Genomic DNA, 24,002 nt, shown 5'->3' with positions numbered 1-24,002 from the left:
ATGGAGTCATCATCTATGGGTTGCCGGAACAACAGAATAACCAGCCGCTGCAATCGATTATTTCATCTCCTGCAATAACGCCGCTGGGTTCAACGCCGGATGTTCGCGCAGCGCCTTCACGGCGAAGTCGACAAAACTGCGGATCCGCGCCGGCGCCTTGCGCCCGCCCTGATACACCACATGAATCGGCAACGGCGGCAATTCAAACTCGGCGAGGACGATTTCCAGCTCGCCCGTCGCCACCTTGTCCGCGACTTGATAGGACAGCACTCGCGTCAGGCCCAAGCCTTTGCGCGCGGCGGTGATCGCCGACTGATTGGCCGTGACGGTCAGGCGCGGTTCGGTGCGCACGCTGAGGGCTTCACCGCCGTCGAGAAACGGCCAGTTACGTTGCTGGCCGATCGCCGACGTTGCCACCACTGGCAGCCCGGCCAGGGCCTGCGGATGCTCGGGTCGGCCATACTCGGCGAGAAAATCCGGCGAGGCACAGATCACTCGCCGCACTTCCCCGACGCGAATCGCATGCTGATTGCTGTCCGGCAGCTCACCGATACGCACCGCGACATCAATGCCCTCCTCGACCATATTGACGACCCGATCCAGCAACAGCGCGTTGATCGACACATCCGGATAACGACAAAGGTAATCGGCCATCACCGGCGTGACAAAAAGATCGCCAAACAACACCGGCGCAGTAATCGTCAATTGCCCACGGGGCAAGGCATGGCTGCCAGCCGCCGAATCCTCGGCCTCCTGCACTTCGGCGAGAATCCGCCGGCAGTCATCGCAGTATCGCTGCCCGGCTTCGGTGAGATGCACGGTGCGCGTAGTGCGCACCAGCAACTGCGTACCAATGTGCTGCTCCAGCGCCGCCACCGCCCGCGTGACACTTGCCGCCGACAGACCCAGACGCCGCGACGCCGCCGAAAAGCCTTGCTCCTGGGCAACGACAACGAAGATCTGCATTTCCTGAAAGCGGTCCATGGGATTCCTCGGTGGCGGATACGACAATCGCAGCCGAGGCTGCGATTGTGGGAGCTGGGTGCCACCAACATAGTTTGACACACTCCCTCGCTTAAATCGGGGTCTGTAGGATGGTTCGGGGTAAAGACAACATCAACATAGATTGACACAGATGTACTGCGCTTCAAATATAGGGCCCGGCTGCTCACAATATAGTTTGACACGAAGGCTAGACTAAGCAGTGACGAAGGGGGAGCTCACAAGCTGCGGTCTTCAGCACAAGCTCAGTGCGATGTCTAAATCTGTGCGCAACCTACGGCCGGTTCCCATAAGCACATAAACCGTATTTTTCGTCTCAAATAAGCAGGCGTGGGTGAAGGAAACCCCGAGCGTTGTTCTGACCCAATCACCACGTTGGAAACGGCCTTTGCTATCACGGATAACGGTCAAAGCGTAAACCAGAGCAGGAATAAGCCCTCTATCGGTGATCGCTTTCCGCTGAGGCGTTGTTACATCGAGATCCAATATTGCCCACTCAGCAACAAGACAATAAGCACGGGAAGGAAAATGCAGATTGGTGAATGCCACAGCATCTGGGGTGGCGAGTTGGCTCCCGCCTACTTCTTCACCTGCAGAAAGCAGTGAAATAAACCCTGCCAAATTCATTCGTTCCTCCAGTCGATCAAAGTATGACTAGAACGGGAATCATCCCTCAGCATAGCCCCCAGTGAATCGCCTGGTTCCACTGCCGACGGATAGCAACGGCATCTCACAGCCTGTCCCTTACACACTCTCTATCGTAATGAACGGGACGATCTCCATGGGTGGCGTCACTGCACAAAATGGTTTGTGCCAATAGCCCACGCTCTGCCATTGGCCTTGCTTTAACCCAACCTCAGGATAAGTGAGGATTTGGGAAACCGAGCGCCTCATGAATACCTACGCTTCCCGTGGTGGAGAGAGCGATGCCGACATAGGCCGCATGAACTCCCTGTTTCTCCAGAGGTTGGTACAAGCTGCTGACAAAGAGCACGATCAAACGGATCCACCGGTTACTGCGCATGAGGGGCGCGTACGCCATTATTTTTTGCATTTCAGGAATTCCCTACAGAGAGCTCAGCAACTGCTTACCCTTAGCGTTTGGAAGCTTGATTAATGTACTTCTTCACTTGGGAGGGCGTATATGAACCGCACTAAGATCCTTGTACTTGAAGAACATCCGTTAACGCGTCAAATACTCGTGTTTGCATTGGGGAGGCTTGGTTGCAATAACGTGTACACTGCTGAAAGTGCTGATCAAGCCTTCGCCGTACTGAAAACTGAGAAGTACATCGATATTCTGATCTTCGATATACGGATGTCGAGTAAAGATGGTCTATCATTTTTGCGTGAAGCCTCTGAGCTTGGCGAAATTGCTGCGGTTATTTTTACAAGTTCTATAACATCCGATTTGTGTGTAGCAATCCAGCAGCTTGCTCGATTAAGGGGCTACCAAGTACTGGGCACTTTAAATAAACCGCTTTGCCTGACGGTTCTGAAGCAACAGTTGTTGAAGTATTGTCTGCGCGTGCCTCAGGTAGCCAGTCTCCAAGTTGACGAGGTGCACTCGGCGACCGAAATTCAGCAAGCGCTGCTGGGTGGCGAGTTTATTCCCTTCTATCAGCCCAAGCTTGACCTGCAGACACTAGAAGTTGTCGGTGCGGAAGTTCTGGTACGCTGGCAGCACCCGCGACTAGGTCTGTTAAGACCAGCACAATTTCTTGAAACGGTACAGTACTACGGCTTTCTTAACGATATGACTTTGAGAGTGGCTCGCGAGGCGCTCTGCTTCTGGCGCGAGCTAAATATGACAGGGAAAATGAGCTTATCGATTAACCTTGAGGCTGAGCAGTTGGGCTTGCCTGGATTGCCAGAAATAGTTCGTCAGCTTTTGGAGGAAACAGCTGTACCAGCCCGCTGTTTGATTTTGGAGTTGACAGAAGCTGGGCTTTTGGACGCACCAATTACAAGTATTGAAAACTTGGTTCGTCTGCGGCTTATGGGTTGCGGGGTTTCTATCGATAACTTCGGGGCAGGATTTTCGTCTCTGCAGCGTATCTGTGAGATGCCGTGTAGCGAGCTCAAGTTGGGTGCTAGTTTCGCTCAAAGTGTGACGTTGAATTCAAGAACGCTGGCGATAGTAGAAAGTCTTTTGTTGCTTGCAAGGAAATTAGGTATTCAGTTGGTCGTAGAGGGGGTTGAGACTACAGAGCAGTTTTCATTGTTGAGTGCGTTGGGTTGCTCGATTGGTCAGGGGGATCGTTTTTCGCGCCCTCTTTCTGCGAGTAGCTTTGTGGCATGGCTGCATTGCTTGAACCGGTACCGGTTCTAATGGATGGAGTTTAAGCACTACACCGGAGCCTTTGACTTCCTTGGTGTAACCAGTGAAGTCCCCTTCGGCTGAATTGAGCAGATCATCCCGAATGAAAAACAGCGAATTGCAAGTGGAGCCTTCAACGGCCCTTCTTGGTTGAGCCAGCCAATAGTCAGTGCGCCTGCTGCCCCCCTGAGCTGCGTTGCAGTAACCCAGTGCGTACGGATTAGACTGCTTCACACGTGTCAAATTATCACCACCCTTCAATACTCCATAACCCACGGTCAAGCCAAATAATCTATTGAGGGGGGGAAATGGCTTTGGAGCAAATCAAGCAGAACGAACTCAATCGGCAGTCGATCGATGCCACCTGCGTAATTCTTCAAGGGCTCTGGAGTCTGTTCCTCGATCAGATCGATTAGGTCGACATTGGCGTCGACCATTCCTGGTGGTTGGCAATAGAGCTTTGCCACGCGGTTAACCACCTTGGTTTCACTGACCACGGCGCAAGCTGCAAAGGCACCTTAGAGGTAGTAGCGAAGCTCGGGCGTTATCTTGGCTTTCCGGAAGACGGAGACATTTGATTTGAAGGGTCGCTTGGACGGTGCTAGATAGCAACAACAGCGCGATCAGCAACTACTTTTGCAAATTCAGCTCCTTGACCCCTCAATGCTGGTATCCATGCATCACCTGAAAACAGGACGTTTGCAGATGTCCTCAGTGCTTCCTAAGGGGAAGCAGCTGCTTCCATAGGCTTGGTTTCGGCGCCGCGGTTACCTTGCGGAATACCTTCAGGACCTCATCTGCGCCCTTTTCCAAATCCTTCAAGCTTCGCTTGTTCTTATTCATTTCACGGATAACCAGTACCGCCAGTTTCCTCTCGGTGTCATTCAGCTCGCGCATTTGCTTTGCCCTTTTCCGAAATTAGGTGCGAATGCTATCAGCTCTCAGGGGGTACTGACCGTAGGGGGTTTCTGATTTGCGATCGCCCCACATCCGTTCAAGCAAGGCGCACTGCCAATGAAATAGCCAGATATTCGTGGAACGAAGTAATTATGGGAGCAACTTCTGGGTCAATCGCGCGCCTCTCCGTTAGCCATGCAATCGCTCACCCTTGCCGTGAGCCCTGCAAGCTCACCGCTCATCTAAGGACCACATGTCGCCAGCAGTTGAAGGGTTTACCTACAGCGATAAGCGGGACTATCTGGTATTTTATTTTTCAGGCTGGCGGGTGGGTCGTTTGTCGTGATGGTTAGGCATGCTGGTCGCAGCTATGCTTTACTCGGTAAGCTGAAATTCGTTGCTTCCCAGGTCTAATGGTCCGAGGCTACCAACTAGCCTGAAAGCAAGCGCGCCAGAATATTTCTGGCTCTCATGGGTGAGTTGGGGTTGTCGCATCTTCTCTAGGAGTGAGTAACTTTTGGCTAGAATTCTTGTTGCAGACGACCATGCAGTAGTTCGCATGGCTGTGCGTCTTTTGCTCGAAAAAGCAGGCCATGAGGTCGTGGGAGAGGCTGGTAGCGGAGTAGATGTTATTGCGCTTGCGAGAGAGTTAGCTCCTGAGTTGGTCATACTGGACATTGACCTTCCACAGTTGGATGGCTTTGCCGTATTGCGTAGGCTTTGTGGTGAAAGCGATCGCTGTAAGATTGTCGTTTTTTCCGGCCTGCAGGCGGATCGCTATGCCATTCGCTGCTCCAGATCGGGGGCGTCAGGGTTTGTCAGTAAAGACGGCGATCTGGCCGAGTTGCTGAGTGCTGTTGAGATTGTCCTGGCGGGCTATACGCTTTTCCCTATAATGGATTTTTCTTCAGTTGACAGCTCTTCTATGTTGGCATCGGAAGAAACTCTGCTCAAAACCCTTTCGGATAGAGAGCTATCTGTTCTGCGGGGCTTAGCGCGCGGCCATCGTGTCAAGGACATCGCTCGAGAGTTGATGTTGAGTGAGAAAACCGCTAGCACCTATAAAGCTCGACTTATCGTTAAATTGCAGGTGGGCAATTTTGTTGAGTTGGTCGAGTTGGCAAAGCGGAATGGGCTGGCTTGAGCGTTGTAATGTAGTGGTCAACTAATCCCGGACACGACGTTAAGTTTTTTCTCGGCCTGTGCTGGGGCCAGTCCATTGTTGAATTGGTGCGGTCTAATCCAGTTGTACCGATGCATCAGGTAATGACTGATGTCGCGGTGCGCTTCTTGAGTTGTCATGTAGCACACGGTCGGTATCCATTCAGTTTTCAAGCTGCGAAACACACGCTCCATCGGCGCGTTATCCCAGCAGTTTCCACGACGGCTCATGCTCTGGCGCATGCGGTAACGCCAGAGTCGTTGGCGAAACTGGCGACTGCCATATTGCGAGCCTTGATCCGAGCGAAACAAAAGCCCTTGAGGCTTGCCACGCTGCTCGTAAGCCATGTCCAACGCCTTGATGACCAGATCGGCATCCGGCTTGTTCGACAGCGCCCAGCCCACCACTGGGCGCGCGTAAAGATCCATAACCACAGCCAGGTAATGCCATCTCCCTTGTGCCCAGATGTAGGTGATGTCGCCACACCAAACCTGATTCGGCTCCGGCACATCAAACTCTCGATTCAATGTTCGGAATGTCAGGCCGCTCAACCGTCGCTTGTTTGTAGGCATGTGATCCAGGTTGTTTGCTGACCAACTCCAGCTCCCGCATCAGGCCTCGCACCTTGAACCGCCCAATTTGCTCGCCATCTTCCTGCATCATCGACACGATGCTGCGGCTACCGGCGGCGCTTCGACTTTGCGTAAACAGTTCGTTAACCCGGCTGCGCAACCGAAGCCGCTCAACGTCTGGAGTTCGGCGCCTGAGACGGTGGGCGTAGCAACACGAACGAGTGACATCAAAGACTGCGCAAAGCCAATCAACCGGCTCTTGGGGCTCAGTTGATCAATCAGCGCGTGCGCTCGTGCTTTTCAGACATCAAGAGCGCGGTAGCCTTGATCGAGCACGAGGCCTGCGGCCTCGCGTTTGAATTCAGCGGAAAAAGAACGACGTTGTTTGGTCATCAGACACCTCTATCTGGCGAGCATTCTCGCCTAAATGGGTGTCCGGTTTCATTAGACAACTACATGTGTGGTGCGCGACGTCCTCGGGTTGTGAAATGAAGAGTGATCAAATGAGGGAAATCCCTACGTCAAGTGAAGTGTTTGCTGGCTGGGGTTAGAGAGGGAAAGGGGGAAAATACTCCCCGTAAAAACTAAACGACGTTACTCCCCAAGTGAAAGAAAAAAGTCAGCCAAATCGATCCTGTGCTGCCTGTGATCAGGTTGGGTGCGTTGTGGCTTGCACGATACACAATGATTTGTTTAAGAGGACAACACCGATGACAAAGATGAAAACACTGCGCACCTGGTCCTTGAGCCTGCTGGTGGCACGTGTGGTGGTGGGCGTTAGCCTGCCCTGCTTGGCGGCGCAGGCTGTGGAATCAACCACCGGCACAGTTAAAGGGCGTGCGCCAGTGGCCAGTGGCGCTGTAGTGGCCAATCAAACTAACCCCGGTCTGGGCCTAAGGGTGGGTGATACAGCGGTGGTTAATTATACCTTTAGCGATCCGGATGGTGATGCACAAAGCGGTAGCACCTATCAGTGGCAGCAAGACGGCAGGGACATTAACGGCGCTACGGGAGATACCTTCACCCCAAGAGGGGTCTTTGCCAGTAGCAGCCTGAGTGTTGTTGTAACGCCGCGTACTTCAGCGCTAAATACAGACCCAAGCGTGGGTGTCGCAGTGGTTGCTAATGGGGGGCGTGTGGGAGCAGTGGATATCGGTAGATTCCTAGCGCCGGTCACCAATCGGCAGAACTGGAGTGTTGCCGAAAATTACTGCTTGAGTAACAGTGCGCGCCTTCCTACATCTGCTGAATTGGTGCAATTGTTTGCAAGCGCAACCAGCAACTCTTCCAATACTGAGATGTGCTCAAAGTACGGTTGGCCGCTCAACGCGGCGTGCGGTGGTGGTGACAACCGCTACTGGACGAGCAGCGCCCCCAGCGCGACCGGCCACATCGCAGTTGACCTGAGCAACGGTAGTTTACTCGATTCTGCTGATGCTGCTGGCCGCCATGTCACTTGCATACGTTGAGGATTTTTGCCTTTAATTATCCCTGCTTTTGGCTGGTTGGATCGGAGCAGGAGGCAGCATTGACGCTCGGGAATGATCCCTCTTCAGTGAGTTAGTTGATCGAGTCACCGAATTATCTAAAGCGTCTATTCAGCTCAGCGTCAGTAAGCCCAGCGAGATCTGAGTAACGGACATAACGTAATCCGTACCTGCGAGGCCGCGTTATATGTGTCCGTGATACTCGGTCTGTTTTCGCGTCAGTTAATGACTCGGTCATGATGTCGCAGATGACCAGCGTGTGGCTATTAACGTATTGCAGGTGATGTTTTGGACGAATTTACTGTGTGAGCTGCGGATTACTCCACTTTGGCTGTTGCTGTCAGGGGCGATTGGCTACCACTAGTAAGTGTGCGAGCGCTTCGATTGGCTGAGTTCAGCTACGGGAAGTTTGCGAGTGATTAGGCGTTAATTCAGCCCCTAAAAGCATCGCGATGATTTTTAAGAGGGAAGTAAAAAAATGAATGCATAACGAACATGCGGCGTCAGTTATTGGCTTTATCAATGGGTGCTACGGCGCCTCGGCACTGGCGACGGTGACCCTTGCTTCGACATATCGCTGGATGGTTGATGGTACTGAGGTCAGTACCGCAGCGGTTTAAGGAATTGAATCGCGCGATGCGGGCAAATACATTGCGCTGTTTGCTGTGCCGCACACCTATGCTGCCATCACCGATGCCTCGGAAGGTCTTGAGGTAGCTGTCTTAGACGGTGCCGCTGACTCTGATGGTGATGGGCAGATCCCAATGAGCCTGAAGAGATTAATCGCCCCGAGTTTTCTAAACACTCTTCAGGCTCAGGAAATAGCGTTTTTCGAACTCTGCCGGCGACAGTTGGTTGTTGAAACCGTGCCGGCGTTTTGGGTTGTAGAACTTCTCGATGTAATCGAAAGCATCAGCGAGAGCATCCTGCCTGGTACTGTAGATCTTTCGCCTGATCTGCTCCCGCTTCAGCAGCTGGAAAAAGCTTTCGGCCACCGCATTGTCATGGCAGTTGCCACGTCGACTCATGCTGCCAGGCAAGTTGTTGGCTTTCAGGAAGCTCTGCCAATCGCCGCCATTGAAATGACTACCCTGTCTGAGTGAATCATCGCCTCCTGCTGGGTTTGCGCCGCCAAACCGCCATCAGCAATGCATCGATAGCCAGATCGCTTGTCATCTGTGGCTTCATTGACCAGGCCATTACCCGCCGCGAAAACAGATCGATCAAGACCGCGAAAAATAACCAGCTCTCATCGGTGCGGATGTAGGTTATGTCCGTAACCGCCATCTTGTAGGGTTCGGTAGCATTGCATCGACGCTCAAGATGATTCTGGGAGGCCGCCGGAGGCTTGCCATCATAACTGCCCGGTCGACGCCGATACCCTGTCTGCGAGCGCAGTCCTTCCTGGCGCCTTAATCGAGCAACGCGATGTCTGCCTCACTGTTCTACAAGCTCACGCAGGTCGTCATGGATTTTGCGGTAACCATGGGCGCCACCGCTCTCTAACTAGGGGTGCTTGATTAATCCCAGCAGTCGCTGCTCATCCTTAGCTCGTGCCGACTTCGGCTCAGCCAGCCAGGCGTAATAACCGCTGGCATGTACTTGAAGGGGCAGGCACAGGTGACGAGCGGGATAGTCTGCGGATAGCTGAATTATGAGGGCGTACTTCAGCCGCACTCTTTGGCAAAGTACGCGGCGGCCTTTTTTAGGATGTCTCGCTCTTCGGACACACGCTTGAGTTCAGCGCGCAGGCGACGTAGCTCTGCGTGCTGATCATCCTCTTGCGCCCGCTGTTCTAGGGGCTTGCTGTAGCGCTTCATCCAAGCATACAGGCTGTGCGTTGACATGCCCAACGAGCCGCTACCTCAGCCATCGGCGGACCTCGCTCACCTGTTTGACTGCTTCGATTTTGAATTCTTCGGGATAACGCGGGTTGCTCATGGCACCTCCTAATGGGCCGTATTAGGGCCTGGAGTGGTTTATGAAACTAGGGGTGATTAAGGAAATCCCTACGCTAAGTGAAGGGTTTGCTGGTCGGGTTTAAGAGGGGGAGGGGGCAAAATTGCTCCCATCAAAAATTAAACGACGGTACTCCCCCGGTGAAAGAAAAAAATCAGCTACGTCGATCTCGTGTAGCCCGCGATCAGGTTAATGCCGCGAATTCTGAGTTTGCCAAGCGTAAGCGTAACTTCCTGACGGCCAGCGTCATTCTTGCTATATATGGCTGCGAGGCTTTAGCGATGCCACTTGCTGCAGCCGCGACACGAATCGAAAGCTCGCAGCAAGTGACTGATGTTGCAGCAGAGAACTCATATCTGCTGTATTCCCCCCAGCAGGGAGAAACTCTTGCCAAAGTGGCGCAGCGCTTTAATGTAGAAGAATCCGCAATGGCGGCCTCGCGAGCTCAGGTGGCTGGCTACGGTTGGCTTGGGCGCGTGTGGCTGGTGCCTAAGCAGGCAACTGGCGAAGCGGCCCTTTATCCGGGCTATGTGCTTTATACCCTGAAGAAAGGCGAGCGCCTTGACTCGTTGGCGCTGCGTGTCAACCGCTCCGTTCGCGAGCTGGTTCGCCTCAATGCTCAGGTCATGGGCGACGCCGCAGCCGCTGGCTTGAAAGCTGGTGATGCAGTTGTGTTGCCTGCCCAGCAGGCAAAGGATTTTAAAGCGGTCGACGAGTTGGCTGAGCGCGAAAGTCGCGCATTCGAACAGCGCCTGGCGCAAGGCGTGTCGCAAGTCGCTCAAAGTTACACTGCCTCGCAGGATTCTGGCAGTGGTGTGTCGGCGAGTAATCTGCTTACGGAGCAGGCGGCCTCAAGTGCGAGCAGCGCTTTATCACAGGGTGTCGAGGAGTTCCTCAGTCCTCATGGTCGGGCGAAGGTTAATGTGCGCATCAATGCTGATACCAAAAATACCGACATTGAATTCGACTACCTTCATCCTCTGCTGGAAGGTAATGAGGACATCATTTTTGGTCAGGTAGGTGCGCGCACCTTCGATGAGCGCCACATAGCAAACGTTGGTTTGGGGTATCGCAAACAGGTAAGCCCAGACCTGATCCTGGGTGCTAACGCCTTTGTTGACCAAGATTTCAGCAATAACCATACCCGCGGTGGCGCGGGTATTGAGGCTTGGACCGAAAAAGCTCGCCTGGCAGCCAACGCTTACGCTCCTTTGAGCGGTTGGAAAAAGTCAGGTCGGGATCATCTGAACACTAACCCAGAGCGTTTTGATCTGCTTGAGCGCGCGGCTTCCGGCTGGGATGTGCGGGCAGAAGTGGCATTGCCTGGTGCGCCCAAGTTGGCGGGTACAGCCAAATATTTCCAATGGAATGGTGAGGGGGTCGACGCCTTCGGTGGTGGTCAGCTGGAAAAGGACCCCAAGGGTTATAGCATCGGCGCCAAGTGGCAGCCGATTCCCCTCGTTGGATTTACCGCAGAGCACCAGAAAATTCATGGAGGCGATGGGCAGTGGCAGGTCGGGGCCAGCTTTACCTGGACCTTTGATCGCGAACTACAATCGCAACTTAATCCGGATAATGCAACAGCGCTTAAGCCATTGTCCGAGGCGCGTAAGGACTTTGTTCAGCGCGAATACAACGTAGTGCTGGACTATAAGCAGAAAGAGAAAAAAGTCGATCCACTGGAATTTGTGGTCAACACGTTAACTTTGTTTGCTCCGGCCTCTGGTGCGAGCGCTGTTCGCCAACCGAGTCCAGCTCTGAAGGGAGTTCGGTCAAGTATGCCGATCACGTATGTCCAGGGTGGTATCGATTTTAGTGGTGGCGCAGCCTCGAGATCTACTCAGCTTGACACAACGGTTGATCCTGTTACTGGGCATGTTGATATCCCGCCGGGCATTAGTCCGCGAAGCGTGCACATAATTGCGCAAGAAATGGATAAAGGAGAGATTGTAAGGGAGGCCGCTTACACGTTGATACTCAATGCACCTATTGTCGAGCCGGAAGCGACTCCGATTGTTGATGTTACTGATATCAAGGGTGTGCTGCAGGTTGGCCAAACCTTGACTGGTGAGTACACCTTCGATGCCAACGGGGGCAACACCACTGATGCTTCGACCATGCAATGGAAAAACGGTGGTCATGCCGACACCGACGCGTCCTACCTGCTGGATGCCAGCGACGTGGGGCTGGTGCTGGAGTTTGAAGTAACGGCGAAGAACGGCGCTGATGTAGTGGGTAACACCGACAGCATCGACACGTCCACTGCGCCTTCGATCATCATTCCGATAGGCAATCCGATTGTGGACGTCACTGACATCAAGGGTGTGCTGCAGGTTGGCCAAACCCTGACTGGTGAGTACACCTTCGATGCCAACGGGGGCAACACCACTGATGCTTCGACCATGCAATGGAAAAACGGTGGTCATGCCGACACCGACGCGTCCTACCTGCTGGATGCCAGCGACGTGGGGCTGGTGCTGGAGTTTGAAGTAACGGCGAAGAACGGCGCTGATGTAGTGGGTAACACCGACAGCATCGACACGTCCACTGCGCCTTCGATCATCATTCCGATAGGCAATCCGATTGTGGACGTCACTGACATCAAGGGTGTGCTGCAGGTTGGCCAAACCCTGACTGGTGAGTACACCTTCGATGCCAACGGTGGCAACACCACTGATGCTTCGACCATGCAATGGAAAAACGGTGGTCATGCCGACACCGACGCGTCCTACCTGCTGGATGCCAGCGACGTGGGGCTGGTGCTGGAGTTTGAAGTAACGGCGAAGAACGGCGCTGGTGTAGTGGGTAACACCGATAGCATCGACACGGCCACTGCGCCGTCGATCATCAAACCGATAGGGCATCCGATCGTTGATGTTACTGACATCAAGGGAGTGTTGCACGTTGGCCAAACCCTGACTGGTGAGTACAGCTTCGATGCCAACGGCGGCAACACCACTGATGCTTCGACCATGCAATGGAAAAATGGTGGTCATGCCGACACCGATGCGTCCTACCAGTTGGATGCCAGCGACGTGGGGCTGGTGCTGGAGTTTGAAGTAACGGCGAAAAACGGCGCTGGTGTAGTGGGTAACACCGACAGCATCGACACGGCCACTGCGGCGGGCTCATCGGGCGGCGGTATTGCGCCTCCAGGCTCGGTCATTGATCCGGTAGGCGCTGTGGTCATTACCGGCGCAGATGGGAATGGCAACCCGATTGTGGGTACGCCGTTGACCGCAACGCCGACCTGCGTAAGCACTTGCGGTACGGTCAACTACCAATGGCAGATCGAAGACGCAATTGGTAGCGGCAACTTCGTGGATATTTCCGGCGAGACCAGTTCGACTTACAGGCCGACCAAGAATGATCAGCGCCGTATAATCAAGGTAAAGGCCAGCAACTAACGTTTATTAACGTTACATCGGGCGGGCAAAGCGACAGTGGTTATGCTACTGAGCCCTTCACAGACCGGGCTGTTCACCTGCTTAAGTTGGACAGCTGCGTTGTGATTGCCAGCCCGAGACCTACTAAGTGGAGTTGGGTAATGCGAACGAAGTATGGAATGTTGTTGGCTGTCATATGGGCAATGTGTGGCTCAGCCCAGAGTTGGGCCGCCGGTGAATTGCATCTGAATTTTCACATGGGAGGCTCGGTAAACGGCAGCGGCTTTGTCGGCGGAACGCTGATCAATACCGGTGACGAGCCAGTGGCGCATGGTTACGCAGTGGTGACCTTGCTTGATATCCAATGCCGTCCATTGAAGAGTGTGATAGAGAGTTTTGATTCCATTGCTGCAGGAGAGACGCGGAGCTTTCGCATTGCTGTGGATGGCGAGCTAAAACGCTACCGCTTGCTCAGCATTAAGGGCTTTGATGCTAATGGGTTCGAGCTTGTAGCAATTGATGATAACGAGGCGATCGTAAAGGCGCGTGAGACCGCGGAGCGTGCCTATTGCGGGCAGTCGAAACACGCAGTCGCCAACTAATTACTGTGGGTTTGCCACACATCTATATAACAATTATCCAGGAGGTTACGCGCGCATGACGCAATATGTCGGTGGGCATATTTCTCATAAGCACATAGAGCGGGTCTTGGTTGTTGACGCTGACCCTAGAGTGCGTACGCTACTTAATCAAATGCTAATGCGCGACAACCACGTCGTCGTAGGCGAGGCTAACAGTGGTGCAGAGGCGATTCGGCTGGCGGAAACTACTTCACCATCCTTGATTCTTCTGGACTTGGATATGCCACGGATGGAGGGGTTGACTGCGATGCGAAAGCTGCGCCAACACTATCCTTGGTTGTCTATACTCGTGATCAGCATGCTCAACCCTGAAGTCTATGCTATGCGTTGTGCGCGTCTGGGGGCGAAAGGCTTTCTGAACAAAGGAGAGGGAGTTGCTTTGCTACCCGAAATACTTAGGCAGATGCGCAGAGGGTTAATGTCGTTTCCATGCCAAGCGTCCGAAGGAGTCATATCTTTCAGTAATTTGTCTGATCGTGAGTTGATAGCGTTGCGTTGCTTCGTGCGTGGTGGTGATGTGGATACAGTTGCAGCGGCGCTATCAGTCAATCGACGCGTTGTAACATTATTGCGCAGGCGCCTGCTGGCTAAGCTTGGGCTGTCCACCGACGAAGAGTTGATTAGCTTCGGTAGGGGTTTGACGTTGGGTTGAAAGACGCTTATAGCTGGGCGTCTTCTTTTCCCTCTGTTTTGTTAATTGCCATGTTTCTAGTGTTCAACTAATCCCGGACACAACGTTAAGTTCTTACTTCGGCCCGAGCTGGCGCCAGCCCACCGTTGAATTGATAGGACCTAACCCAGTTGTAACGATGCATCAAGAAGTGAGTGATATCTCGCAGGGCTTCTTGAGCCGTTCTGTAGCCCGTGGTCGGTATCCATTCCGTTTCAAGCTGCGGAGCACGCGCTCCATTGGCGGGTTGTCCCAGCAATTCCCCGGCTACTCATGCTCAGGCGCATGCGATAAAGCCACAGCCGCTGTCGAGATAAACGAATCACATACTGGGCCCTTGATCCGAGTGAAAGAGTAGGCCCTGAGGTCTTCCTCGTTGCTCGTACGCCATATCCAGCGCCTTGATGACCGGATCGGCTTTCGGCTTTTCCGACAACGCCCAGCCCCACTACCCGGCGCGTGCAGAGATTCAGCACAACAGCGAGGTAACGCCGTTTCCCTTGGGCCCAGATGTAGGTGATGTCGCCATACCAGACCACACCTGGTTGGGTGCCGGAACATCGAAGTCCCGATTCAGATGTTCGCAATATTGAGTCGTTCTATCACAGCTCGTTTGTAGGCATGTGATCCGGTTTGTTTACTGACTAAAACAAGCTCACGCACCAAGCTGCGCACTTTGAACCGACCGAGCTGCTCACCGTCTTCAAACATCAGTGATAAGATGCTGCGGCTGCCAGCAGCGTTACGACTTTGCGTAAACAACTCGCTCTCCCGGCTGCGCAACAGAAGCCGTTCGACATCTGGCGTGCAGGGCCTAAGGTGCTAAGGTGCTAAGGTGCTAAGGTGCTAAGCATAGAAGCACGAACGGGTGACATCAAATACCTTGCACAGCCAATCAACCGGCTTATGGACGCTCAACTGATTGATCAGCGCGTACGCTCGTGATCTTCCCACACCAAGAGCGCAGTAGCTTTTTTTAATATCGATTTTTCCCGTTCAAGGTGGGCAATCCGGGCTTCCAGTTCCTGAATTTTCTGTGTTCCAAGATCAATGCTTTGCTCTGCAGAGTGACGCCTTGACGCTCCTGCGGAACTTGATCAACCCAGCGGCGCCGGGCCGACTCGCCTACCCCGATTGAACGGCTGGCTTCGATGTAGCTGCAGTTGTCGGCAGCCTCGCGTTTGAATTCAACAGAAAAGGAACGGCGTTGTTTGGTCATCTGACACCTCGATCTGGCTAGCATTGATGTCTGATTCGTTAGACCACTACACTCCTATGCTCATAATATAGGAGGAAGTCTGCGGGGGGAGCCCAAACTTTGAAAGTTTCTGTGAGTTAAGGGGCGGCTAGCCAGTCAGCCACTGATTCTTGCAGTTCCTGCATAGCGGCTCGCACTCTTTCCGCAAGTTGCTTGGCCTCTTCGTCTGTTAAGGATTGGCTAAGTCCTTCTTCATAAGATGCCGACGCATCACTTACTAACTGAGCACCAACCATTCGCGCCGCACCCTTGATGCGATGTACGAGCTGCCCCAAATCGCGCCAACGGCTCGCCGTAAGTAGCTCGTCAAACACCTGAATGTCTAATTCATTACTGCTATACAGTCGGTCAAGCAACATTCGTGTTAATCTCAGATCGCCACCAGTCAACGAATCAAGCATTTCGAAATCTAATACGGTTTTCTTAATGGGGGCGACATAAGGTTCTGGAACCTTAGGTATCAATTCATCACTTTGGTACTTGCTTAATTTATCTAAGCTTCCTCTGAGCAGGCTGAGGCTGACGGGCTTGAAAAGACACTCATTCATTCCACTTTCCAAACAACGCTTCCGTTCATCCAGCTGAGCATTTGCTGTAAAGCCAATAATATAAGTTGGGTATAGTCCGGACGTTTGCTCTAGACCACGTATGCGTCTAGTCAATTCGTGGCCGTTCATGATGGGCATGTTGCAGTCAGTTATAATTACGTCAAATCGCTCTATCTGCAGCCTCGCGAAGGCCTCGCTCCCATCTTCAAACTCAACAACCTCATGACCTAGAAATTTTAGCTGTTGCTCAAGTAGCAAACGATTTGCCGGATGGTCGTCGACCAGAGCGACACGCAAAAATCGCTCTTGAGTCTCTTCATTGACTGTAAGTTTTTGTTTGTCGTCTTGCCTAACTAAAATAGGTGCTTTTACTTTTACCTCAATCCGGGTCCCATGTCCTGGCACGCTTTCAAGTTGCAAAGTTCCCTGCATCATTTCTGTGAATTGTTTACAAATTACCAATCCTAATCCACTGCCGCCATGTTGGCTTTCTTTGCTGCCTGCCTGGGTAAAAGGTTCAAATAACGTTTTTTGATCAGTTTTCGATATTCCGACGCCAGTATCTTCTATAGTGTAAGTGATCAGTAGATAGCTATCGATTTTAAGTGTCTTTAGGGAGAGTTTAACTCCACCATGGTAAGTGAATTTTATTGCATTGCCTAATAAGTTTGAAAGTATCTGCTTAAGGCGGTCGCCATCAATTAGAACATCTAGTGCTGATCCAGTGTCGAAGTCTGTTATTAGATACAAGCCTTTTTGTTTAGCTAGGCCTTCAAATATTCGGTGCATTGTTTTTAAGATATCTTGCGGGCACGTAGGCTGTGGGTCCAATGTTAATTTTCCGGATTCAATCTTGGCAAGGTCTAAGATGTCGCCAACCACTAACATCAAAGATCTAGACGATGAGTAAGCAACTTCAATTGCTGAACGATCCCATTCATCGCCTTTGTCTACCCGCTCCATAGTCAGCTCAAGTAAGCCGATAATGGCATTAAGTGGGGTGCGTATCTCATGGCTCATTACGGCTAGGAACTGACTTTTGGCAGAGCTTGCGGCTACTGCCTGGTCTCTAACGATTTTCAATTCGTTTAGTAGTCGTTCAGTGGTCGAAATATCGATCCAGCCCATTAGAACTCCAGCTATACAGCCATCGCTCCCTCTGTGCGGGACAATCCATTGGCGGAACGTGAGTAATTCACCGCGAATTTTAAATTGAATATTTTGAACATCAATATGCCGGTGTCCATGTAGAAGGGATTCAAATATATGTCTTTGGCTAGGTTCCTGCGTTGCGTCCAACCCTGAAATCTCAGTCCAGCATCGTCCAATAACATCACTAGGCTGTAGGTCGAATACAGTATAGAAACTGTTGTTGCATAATAAGAAACGGCCATGTAGGTCGCGGGCTACTACAGCCTCGGGGATACCATCGAGCAACTCGCTGCGAAATGCAATTTGTCGTTCTTCCTCTCGCTTTCGTAAGCGTAGAAAATAGTTATAGATCTGCCAGGTCAGGAGTAACAATAGTATGGATAGACCGACGAATCCTAGCCGGCGAAGCCGTAGCTCATACTCAGCCCAAACACTACCCTCCGCAGGCTCGCTATTCTGCCAGCGCTCAACAATATTGCTGATCAGGCGGGGCTCGATATCTTCAAGTGTTTTTTCTATAACGCCGATCAGTAATGGTCGATTCCTAGCTATAGCAAAGCCAGATTGTGATTGAATTTGAGGTAGTGATGTGGTGATACGAAGTTCTTCAGAAAAGTACTCTCTAATCATATATCGCGCTATTGGCAAAAATAATACTGCTGCTTCAGCCTTGCCACTAGCCACTGTCGCCAAACTATCAAGGTAGCTGTAAGTGTAGATGAGTTCTATGTCAGGATAGTGTTTTTTTAGATACAGTGTAGGTGTTGAGTCCTTCAAAACTGCTACTCGCTTGCCGGCCAAATCGGCCAGGGTTTCACCCGTCAATTTCTTGCGACCTACTAAGGCGAAACTGCTGTTCACGTAAGACTCAGTGAAGTGCAGGAAGCTTTTACGTTCTGGTGTAGGCCTAAGCATTGTTGCCAGCTCTGCCTCTCCACTTTTCAGGCTGTTTAGGCCTTCGCTCAATGAAGAAGCATTTACTAGTTTGAATTTTAATCCGCTCCGATGCTCGATTTCATCGAGCAAATCGGCAACCAACCCTTTAAAGTTACCCTCTTCATCGTAGAAGCTGTAAGGCGGGGCCTCACTGCTAACAACAACATTTACTTCTGGGCGAGTCGCAAGCCAACTTGCCTCTTCTGCGCTGTACAAGGTACTTGAGCGCATACCAAAACGTGCTTCGCTGCCCCAGCGTGTCAGAATGTTAGCTTTAGTCAGCTCTGGTATTTTTTCTAATACTTGATTGATTATAGATATCATCGGACTGTCGGAGCTACGCATCACGAAGCTATAGCCCGCTTGCGACCAGTCGCTGAGGGCACGCATATGCAAGTTAGGCAGTTCACCCAAAGCAATGTGGTAAGCTACAGTTGTAGCATCACCAATCAACAAATCTGTCCGGTTATACTCCAATGCATGCAGTGCTTCTTTTATTGTGGGATAAATTTCAATTGTTTTGTTGGTGAATCGTGCCTGTAGCTCATCAAGTGGTACATAACCAGCCACTACCGCTAATTTTTCATTTGATATACTGGTTGTATTTTGGTTGTTGTCGCGTTCAACCAAAACAGGCTGGTTGAGAACGTACGGTTTCGATAGTATCAAACTAGGCAGGTTTGCTTCGTATGAAGAGCCACGGCCTAGAATATCAATATCGCCAGAGTAAAGCGCCTTGATTGCTTCTTGCCAATCAGGATAGGTTTTTACTTCTAGCGTTAGGCCTAAACTCTTGCTTATAATTCCCAAGTAGTCGATCATGATGCCTTTGACAGTCTTTTCGCGAACTTGGGAAAGTGGCTCGTAGCCACTTGTAACGCCAATGCGCAATAAAGTCTGCGATTTTAGAATCGCGAGTTCATTTTTTTTAAGAGCCAAGTTGATTTTTGGTAGGTTGGACTCTGGTACTAGTTTGAAGGTTTCTTCTGATTTAGCACTGAAGCTGATAAATAGAATCCCTAATATCAACAGGGTGTAGAAAACACTTCTAGACGTGTTAGGATGTGGTCGTGAGACTCTACTCGAAGAAGTGCGCCATAAAATTTTCATTTGAATCTCTCTGTCAGTATGCGAAACAATCGACTTATTGTTTTTTTTGCGCACTCTAGTATGGTGATGAATTATCTATATAGGCGTAAATAATGGATTTTTAGTCAGTGTGAGCTTTGGGTGTGGCATAAATGAATCGCATGAGTTGATCGAGATTTCTTAGGTTTTTATATTTCGTATGTGTTTTTTTGTAATTCTATCGATTAGCTTTAATTGCTGTGCTCGTTCTTAGATTCATTATTAGATATTTCGATTTGCTCTATCGATCTCATTCTGAGCGCCCTTGATTGGTGCATTAGGCCTTTTAGTCTGATCTACTCAGTATTGGCAGTTGAAAGTCTTAAAATCGCCTGTTGTTATAGTAGTCGCCAGGTCGACTTCCTCCAAGATTTTTTTTGCTATTAGGAAGCATCACAAGCCGCTGCAGGCGAGCTGAGATAGACGCTGCGCCATCATGGTCAGGAACGCTTGGTAAGCCTCGTCAGCTATTTATTATTTTTGGCTGGCGTAGGCATTGTGTAGTGGTCAACTAATCCCGGACACGACGTTAAGTTTTTTCTCCGCCAGAGCTGGGGCCAGTCCGTTGTTGAATTGGCGCGGTCTAATCCAGTTGTACCTATGCATCAGGTAATAACTGATTTCGCGGTGCGCCTCTTGAGCTGTCATGTAGCCCACGGTCGGTATCCATTCAGCTTTTCAACTGCGAAACACACTCTCCATCGGCGCGTTATCCCAGCAGTTCCCACGACGGCTCATGCTTTGGCGCGCGCGGTATAGTCTTGATCGAGCACGAGGCCTGCGGCTTCGCGGTTGAATTCAGCGGGAAAAGAACGATGTTGTTTGGTTATCAGACACCTCTATCTGGCGAGCATTCTCGCCTAAATGGGTGTCCGGTTACATTAGAACACTACAGGTCCTATTCCATAATCCGACGGCCTCAGCTTTTCGATTTCGCTTCAGGCGAATCGGCCGAAGTGAAGTAGACATTATGAGTGTTTGCTTTTACCCCACCCTTCCGCGAAAGGCTGCTTCGAGTCGAAAGCAGCTTTCGTGAGTGGCATTTTGGCTGTGGAGTCGCTGCTCACGAATGGTAACTTTTGGCCGATCGCAGTCATTCACGATCTATTGATGAAGACATCTACCTTATCACTACAAATCACCAAATAGGCCGAAGAAAAAGAACCTAGGCAATGACAAATCGACTAATTCGCTAACACATTTTTTTGGCACCAGATCATTGAACCCTGATCGCGTACTCGCATCTGCTAGTTCAGTTCGACTGCAGCTGAATTAAACGGACGTGCCTTCAGACACCTGTATCAGCATTTCCTCGACTAGATGCGTGCCGTGAGATGTAGTGACCATTGCCGATGGACATTTTCCAAAAAAACTGGCTTTGGGTTTGGAAAGCCATTGCTTGGCCTTCCCTTCATCTCCGAATATGATCTCGGCCATGGCGGTAATATGTGCGAACCGGAACAGGCGATCGCTCTCATCCAATGTTAGAAGCTGATTACCTGCCAGTTTTGTTTTGAGCGTTTCCGGATGAATGATTGTGTCCCGCTCTTGCGGACTTAGGGTTCCATCAGCACACAGCGATGTGATCAGGCTGACCGAAAAGCGAGCTACTATCATGCCGTGAATGCCTTGATCCGAAGCGTCGGTGGAGATATGGAGATACTCCTCCAACCGCTTGCGGTAAGCATGATAGGCATCATCAAGCAGGACTCCAGCAAGCACGGGCCGCACTGATGTTGCGTTGTTCATAGGCGTCAGCACTAATGTGCCATTCGCTACCGTTAGCTCTAAAATGGTCACCAACACCTAACCCCATTTGGTCAAGTAACTCTGGAGGTACGTCAATGATGATGTCGGCAGTACCGTGCTCTGTATTCTGGCACTTGTCTGTCCAACCCTCGCTCATGGTCGTCCGGCCCTCATCCGTCAATCAGAGAATGACACACATCATTAAGCTCGGGCGCAGAGCTGACCAAAGGATCCTCCGGTAGGCATGCACTGCCACTGCTCAAACGACGTACAGCGATTAAAACAGCAAAAAACGGGGCAATGGCTTTGCCGCCTTTCCACCGTCACATGGTTAAGCTTGAGCGTGATCTCGCAACTACACGAAAAAGGATATGACATGAACCCTGATGAGCTTTATGTTTCCGTCGACGTCGAGACTTCTGGGCCTATACCAGGCGAATACAGTATGCTTTCCATTGGAGCTTGTCTTGTAGATCAACCTGCCACATCCATCTATCTCGAACTACGACCTGACAGTCCAAAACATGACCCAGAAGCATTGGCAGTATCGGGGTTGAGTCTGGAAGCGCTGGAGCGCGACGGCCTCGCTCCGCGAGAGGCTATGCTGACATTTAGTCAATGGCTGAAAGCTTCCTGCCAAACGAGGCAGAAGGTCACTTTCGTAGGGCTCAATGCACCGTTTGACTGGTCATTCGTCAATTACTACTTCCACAAATACTTGGAAACCAACCCCTTTGGGTTTACCGCTATCGACATGAAGGCCTACTTCATGGGAGCTGTAGGATGCAGCTGGCAGGAAACAAAATCATCCAAGATGACCGCTGCGCTGAAGCCACTCAGCGAACCGAACCATAACGCCTTGGATGATGCCCGCTTTCAGGCAGAGCTCTTCGCACTAATGCTGGCGGGTAGAGGTAACCGCTTACCCGCCTCAAACGGCACCGAGTTGAAGCTCATCTAAGCCAAGTTGCCTCAACATATCTGCCGCTCCTGAACGACCATGCCTTGATGCCTTCTGGCTTTTCGGACTTGCCAACGATCACGGCTATTGGATGCGGCAGATCCTGCGTGTAACGTGCAGCAAATCTGGAGAAACTTGCTATGTCGGCCGGCGAGATCACCGGAACAGACTGGGGATGCGTATGCCAATAGCCCACCAGACGTAAACCTTGTACGTTGGCAGCCTGGATCTCCTGACGGCACCGCTCCGCATCCAACTCTAGCCAAGACCAGCCTGACCGATCGGCGCGATGAGGCAACGTAGCCAAGGCCAGAAGCAACCCTTTCTGATTAACCGGGTTGACGAATAACTGCCCCCCTCGCTCCACGCCAAAAAGGCCCTGCCGATGACTATTTAAGACGTCCGCAACGGCTTGCGACACCAATAGCTCGGAATTCACTTCCGGCCAACTCCAGCGCCAAGCGATATCCGTCATACCGTTTCATCCTTATGCTCCGGCCATCCGCGCTCCAGTAGAATTTGCTGCGCCCCCTCTGGCAGTTTGGGCCCATGGTATTGGCCTCCTAAGCTCTGCACATCTTCAGGTCTGTAAATACTGCTGACCCAAGCCGCACTGTCGATGTTGCCGGTCAATGCGCGTAAAGCCGTGTGCGACACCATTGAAGCGATATTGGTCATTCCCAGTGATCCGCCTGGAATGAAGCTCTCCCCACACGCGGGGAGTGGAACAACACCTCCACTCGGCCAGTCCGTGAATTTATGCAAGAAATCGCCAATGTCTGTAAACAAATTACGGCCATCAAAGGTACCGGCTGGTGCGAATAGCGCATGGCCTACTTGGGTGTACGGTTCGCTCCAGGCTTGTAACAGTCCCCAAGTAACGCCGCTGGATTTTGCCCGCCATATAGTGACCTCCGACTGCCAGTCTGCTGTTGTGATCACCACCAGATCCGCGTTATCGAACACTTCTGGTTTGCTGCTCATCACTACTTCGGCAAAAGTCGAATAAGCGGCGCATTCTGTAGTCGGCAGATCTAACAGAATCTTGTCTCTCAAAGCTGAGGCTTTCAGCCTCCCTAGGCTATCCGCTCCCAGAACGTGCCTACCCAGATTGGCTGACACCAAAGTGTCAGGATCGATGAGGGTGAGGTGGCCTACACCGGAGCGTGCCAATTGTATTGCCACCGCACTCCCTAACGAGCCAACGCCAACACAAACCACCCGAGCATTTTCAAGGTGCTTTGAAGTGCCGCTTATATCGCGGGACAGAATGGACGCACGATCAAGCACGTCCAAAGCAGTTGCACGGACGAGTGCCGGAGGATGTGCATTTGCGATGGCTGGCCGACGGCGCGCTGTGCGCAAGCCAAACTTTGCCCCCCGCTCTTGCTGTACGCCAAGCGAGCGCACATTGAGGCAATAAGTTGGAGCACCGGTCCTCCCAGGGAGCTCCAGGACAATCCATCGACTCGCCAACGTTCCATGCAGCTCAAACCATGCCAGCAATTGCTCGGCATCGTCTGGTTGAAGGTGTGGCGTAAGCCACAGCAATAAATCTTCTGGATCCGGGATGCGGATATCCGGATAAGTCTGAAGCTTGACGTAAAAACCGGGAGTTTCGGCCGCGCGAATGACAGCGGAGCGCCCGACAACCCGACGGTAATGCCCTTTAAGCGCTGCTACGTTCGATGCTAGCCAAACCGTTTCCTGACCGGATGGCACCGCCCGGCGCGGATCGCTGAGGGCAAACAATTTCGAAGCAGCCTGAGGTCGATCCAAAAGTAAAAGGTTCTGGTACGACTGTCCGTGCTGAAAAGACCAGTAGGTAGTGATCTCATTCTGAAATTCGATATCGCGCGTTGCCTGACTCGATCCCATCTTGGACAACGAAACGATCTGGGCCAAGCGGGAAAGGCTGTCCTCTACCACGACCTCCGGGGAGCCCATAATTGGGCGTTCCTGAAAGCCATGAAGGCAAAGTCCCGACTTAGTGGCATGCGGCCAAACAAGCCATGGAGAGGGTTCGACGTTCAGCCGCAAAAGCCCACGGGGAAAGTTGGAGGGGAAACCAATACGCAGTCGCCGCTCCTGCCCCGTGTAATCGATGGGCAAGGGGAAATGAAAGCACGCCGCTTCGTCAGCCCGCATGGGTGCGGACTGGAGCAATGAATCGG

14 protein-coding genes and 4 pseudogenes are annotated in these 24,002 nt (G+C 51.8%); 7 read left to right on the top strand and 11 right to left on the bottom strand.

From position 1 onward, the window contains the following. Positions 1-57 precede the first annotated feature (57 nt). A complete protein-coding gene (locus ACMYUN_RS14905) occupies positions 58-984 on the bottom strand; it encodes a LysR family transcriptional regulator (protein ID WP_415761009.1) in 927 nt (308 codons plus the stop codon). 252 nt (positions 985-1,236) lie between these two features. Beyond that, a complete protein-coding gene (locus ACMYUN_RS14900; protein ID WP_415761008.1) occupies positions 1,237-1,629 on the bottom strand; it encodes a DUF6957 family protein in 393 nt (130 codons plus the stop codon). A gap of 517 nt (positions 1,630-2,146) precedes the next feature. Here ACMYUN_RS14900 and ACMYUN_RS14895 point away from each other — a divergent pair. After that, a complete protein-coding gene (locus ACMYUN_RS14895) occupies positions 2,147-3,334 on the top strand; it encodes an EAL domain-containing protein (protein ID WP_415761007.1) in 1,188 nt (395 codons plus the stop codon). Positions 3,335-4,033: 699 nt separating this feature from the next. Here ACMYUN_RS14895 and ACMYUN_RS14890 read toward each other — a convergent pair. After that, positions 4,034-4,219, bottom strand: a complete 186-nt coding sequence (locus ACMYUN_RS14890; RefSeq protein WP_415761006.1) for a hypothetical protein — start codon at positions 4,217-4,219, stop codon at positions 4,034-4,036. Positions 4,220-4,778: 559 nt separating this feature from the next. On the opposite strand from ACMYUN_RS14890, the gene ACMYUN_RS14885 reads away from it, so the two are divergent. Further along, a complete protein-coding gene (locus ACMYUN_RS14885) occupies positions 4,779-5,363 on the top strand; it encodes a response regulator (RefSeq protein WP_415761005.1) in 585 nt (194 codons plus the stop codon). Between the two features lie 17 nt (positions 5,364-5,380). Here the strand turns inward: ACMYUN_RS14885 and ACMYUN_RS14880 are convergent. After that, positions 5,381-6,346: pseudogene (locus ACMYUN_RS14880) on the bottom strand (IS3 family transposase). 317 nt (positions 6,347-6,663) lie between these two features. On the opposite strand from ACMYUN_RS14880, the gene ACMYUN_RS14875 reads away from it, so the two are divergent. After that, on the top strand, positions 6,664-7,422 hold the full coding sequence (locus ACMYUN_RS14875) for a hypothetical protein (RefSeq protein WP_415761004.1): 759 nt from the start codon (positions 6,664-6,666) through the stop codon (positions 7,420-7,422). Positions 7,423-8,237: 815 nt separating this feature from the next. Here ACMYUN_RS14875 and ACMYUN_RS14870 read toward each other — a convergent pair. After that, positions 8,238-9,381: pseudogene (locus ACMYUN_RS14870) on the bottom strand (IS3 family transposase). Positions 9,382-9,539: 158 nt separating this feature from the next. On the opposite strand from ACMYUN_RS14870, the gene ACMYUN_RS14865 reads away from it, so the two are divergent. The 3 genes from ACMYUN_RS14865 (at position 9,540) to ACMYUN_RS14855 (ending at position 14,078) form a co-directional block, all read left to right on the top strand. Continuing rightward, on the top strand, positions 9,540-12,806 hold the full coding sequence (locus ACMYUN_RS14865; protein ID WP_415761002.1) for a ZirU family protein: 3,267 nt from the start codon (positions 9,540-9,542) through the stop codon (positions 12,804-12,806). A gap of 140 nt (positions 12,807-12,946) precedes the next feature. Next, complete coding sequence (locus ACMYUN_RS14860) at positions 12,947-13,387, top strand: FxLYD domain-containing protein (protein WP_415761001.1); 441 nt, start codon at positions 12,947-12,949, stop codon at positions 13,385-13,387. Positions 13,388-13,442: 55 nt separating this feature from the next. Continuing rightward, on the top strand, positions 13,443-14,078 hold the full coding sequence (locus ACMYUN_RS14855; RefSeq protein ID WP_415761000.1) for a response regulator transcription factor: 636 nt from the start codon (positions 13,443-13,445) through the stop codon (positions 14,076-14,078). A 63-nt stretch (positions 14,079-14,141) separates the two neighbouring features. Here ACMYUN_RS14855 and ACMYUN_RS14850 read toward each other — a convergent pair. The 4 genes and pseudogenes from ACMYUN_RS14850 to ACMYUN_RS14835 all read right to left on the bottom strand — a co-directional run bounded on the left by ACMYUN_RS14850 (position 14,142) and on the right by ACMYUN_RS14835 (position 20,924). Then, positions 14,142-15,315 (bottom strand): annotated as a pseudogene (locus ACMYUN_RS14850) (IS3 family transposase). 116 nt (positions 15,316-15,431) lie between these two features. Next, a complete protein-coding gene (locus tag ACMYUN_RS14845; RefSeq protein ID WP_415760999.1) occupies positions 15,432-19,100 on the bottom strand; it encodes a transporter substrate-binding domain-containing protein in 3,669 nt (1,222 codons plus the stop codon). Positions 19,101-19,625: 525 nt separating this feature from the next. Further along, positions 19,626-19,904 (bottom strand): annotated as a pseudogene (locus ACMYUN_RS14840) (integrase core domain-containing protein); the annotation flags it as partial. A gap of 486 nt (positions 19,905-20,390) precedes the next feature. Further along, the gene (locus tag ACMYUN_RS14835) at positions 20,391-20,924 is read right to left on the bottom strand and encodes an antitoxin Xre/MbcA/ParS toxin-binding domain-containing protein (protein ID WP_415760998.1); all 534 of its coding nucleotides are present in this window, start codon (positions 20,922-20,924) and stop codon (positions 20,391-20,393) included. Positions 20,925-21,243: 319 nt separating this feature from the next. Between ACMYUN_RS14835 and ACMYUN_RS14830 the strand changes: the two genes are divergently transcribed. Further along, positions 21,244-21,828: a 3'-5' exoribonuclease domain-containing protein gene (locus tag ACMYUN_RS14830; RefSeq protein WP_415760997.1), complete on the top strand. Its 585-nt coding sequence runs from the start codon at positions 21,244-21,246 to the stop codon at positions 21,826-21,828. Here the strand turns inward: ACMYUN_RS14830 and ACMYUN_RS14825 are convergent. Further along, positions 21,821-22,303, bottom strand: a complete 483-nt coding sequence (locus ACMYUN_RS14825; RefSeq protein WP_415760996.1) for a Mov34/MPN/PAD-1 family protein — start codon at positions 22,301-22,303, stop codon at positions 21,821-21,823. The genes ACMYUN_RS14830 and ACMYUN_RS14825 overlap by 8 nt on opposite strands. Beyond that, entirely contained in the window at positions 22,300-23,775 is a 1,476-nt protein-coding gene (locus ACMYUN_RS14820) for a HesA/MoeB/ThiF family protein (RefSeq protein WP_415763976.1), read from the bottom strand. Before ACMYUN_RS14820 ends, ACMYUN_RS14825 begins: the two co-directional genes overlap by 4 nt. Positions 23,776-24,002 lie beyond the last annotated feature (227 nt).

This window comes from Pseudomonas sp. CP4 (genome assembly GCF_047758505.1).
GTDB classification, from domain to species: domain Bacteria; phylum Pseudomonadota; class Gammaproteobacteria; order Pseudomonadales; family Pseudomonadaceae; genus Aquipseudomonas; species Aquipseudomonas fluorescens_AO.
The sequence above is the reverse complement of the archived record's forward strand: the minus strand, read 5'-3'. Positions and strand labels throughout refer to the sequence as shown.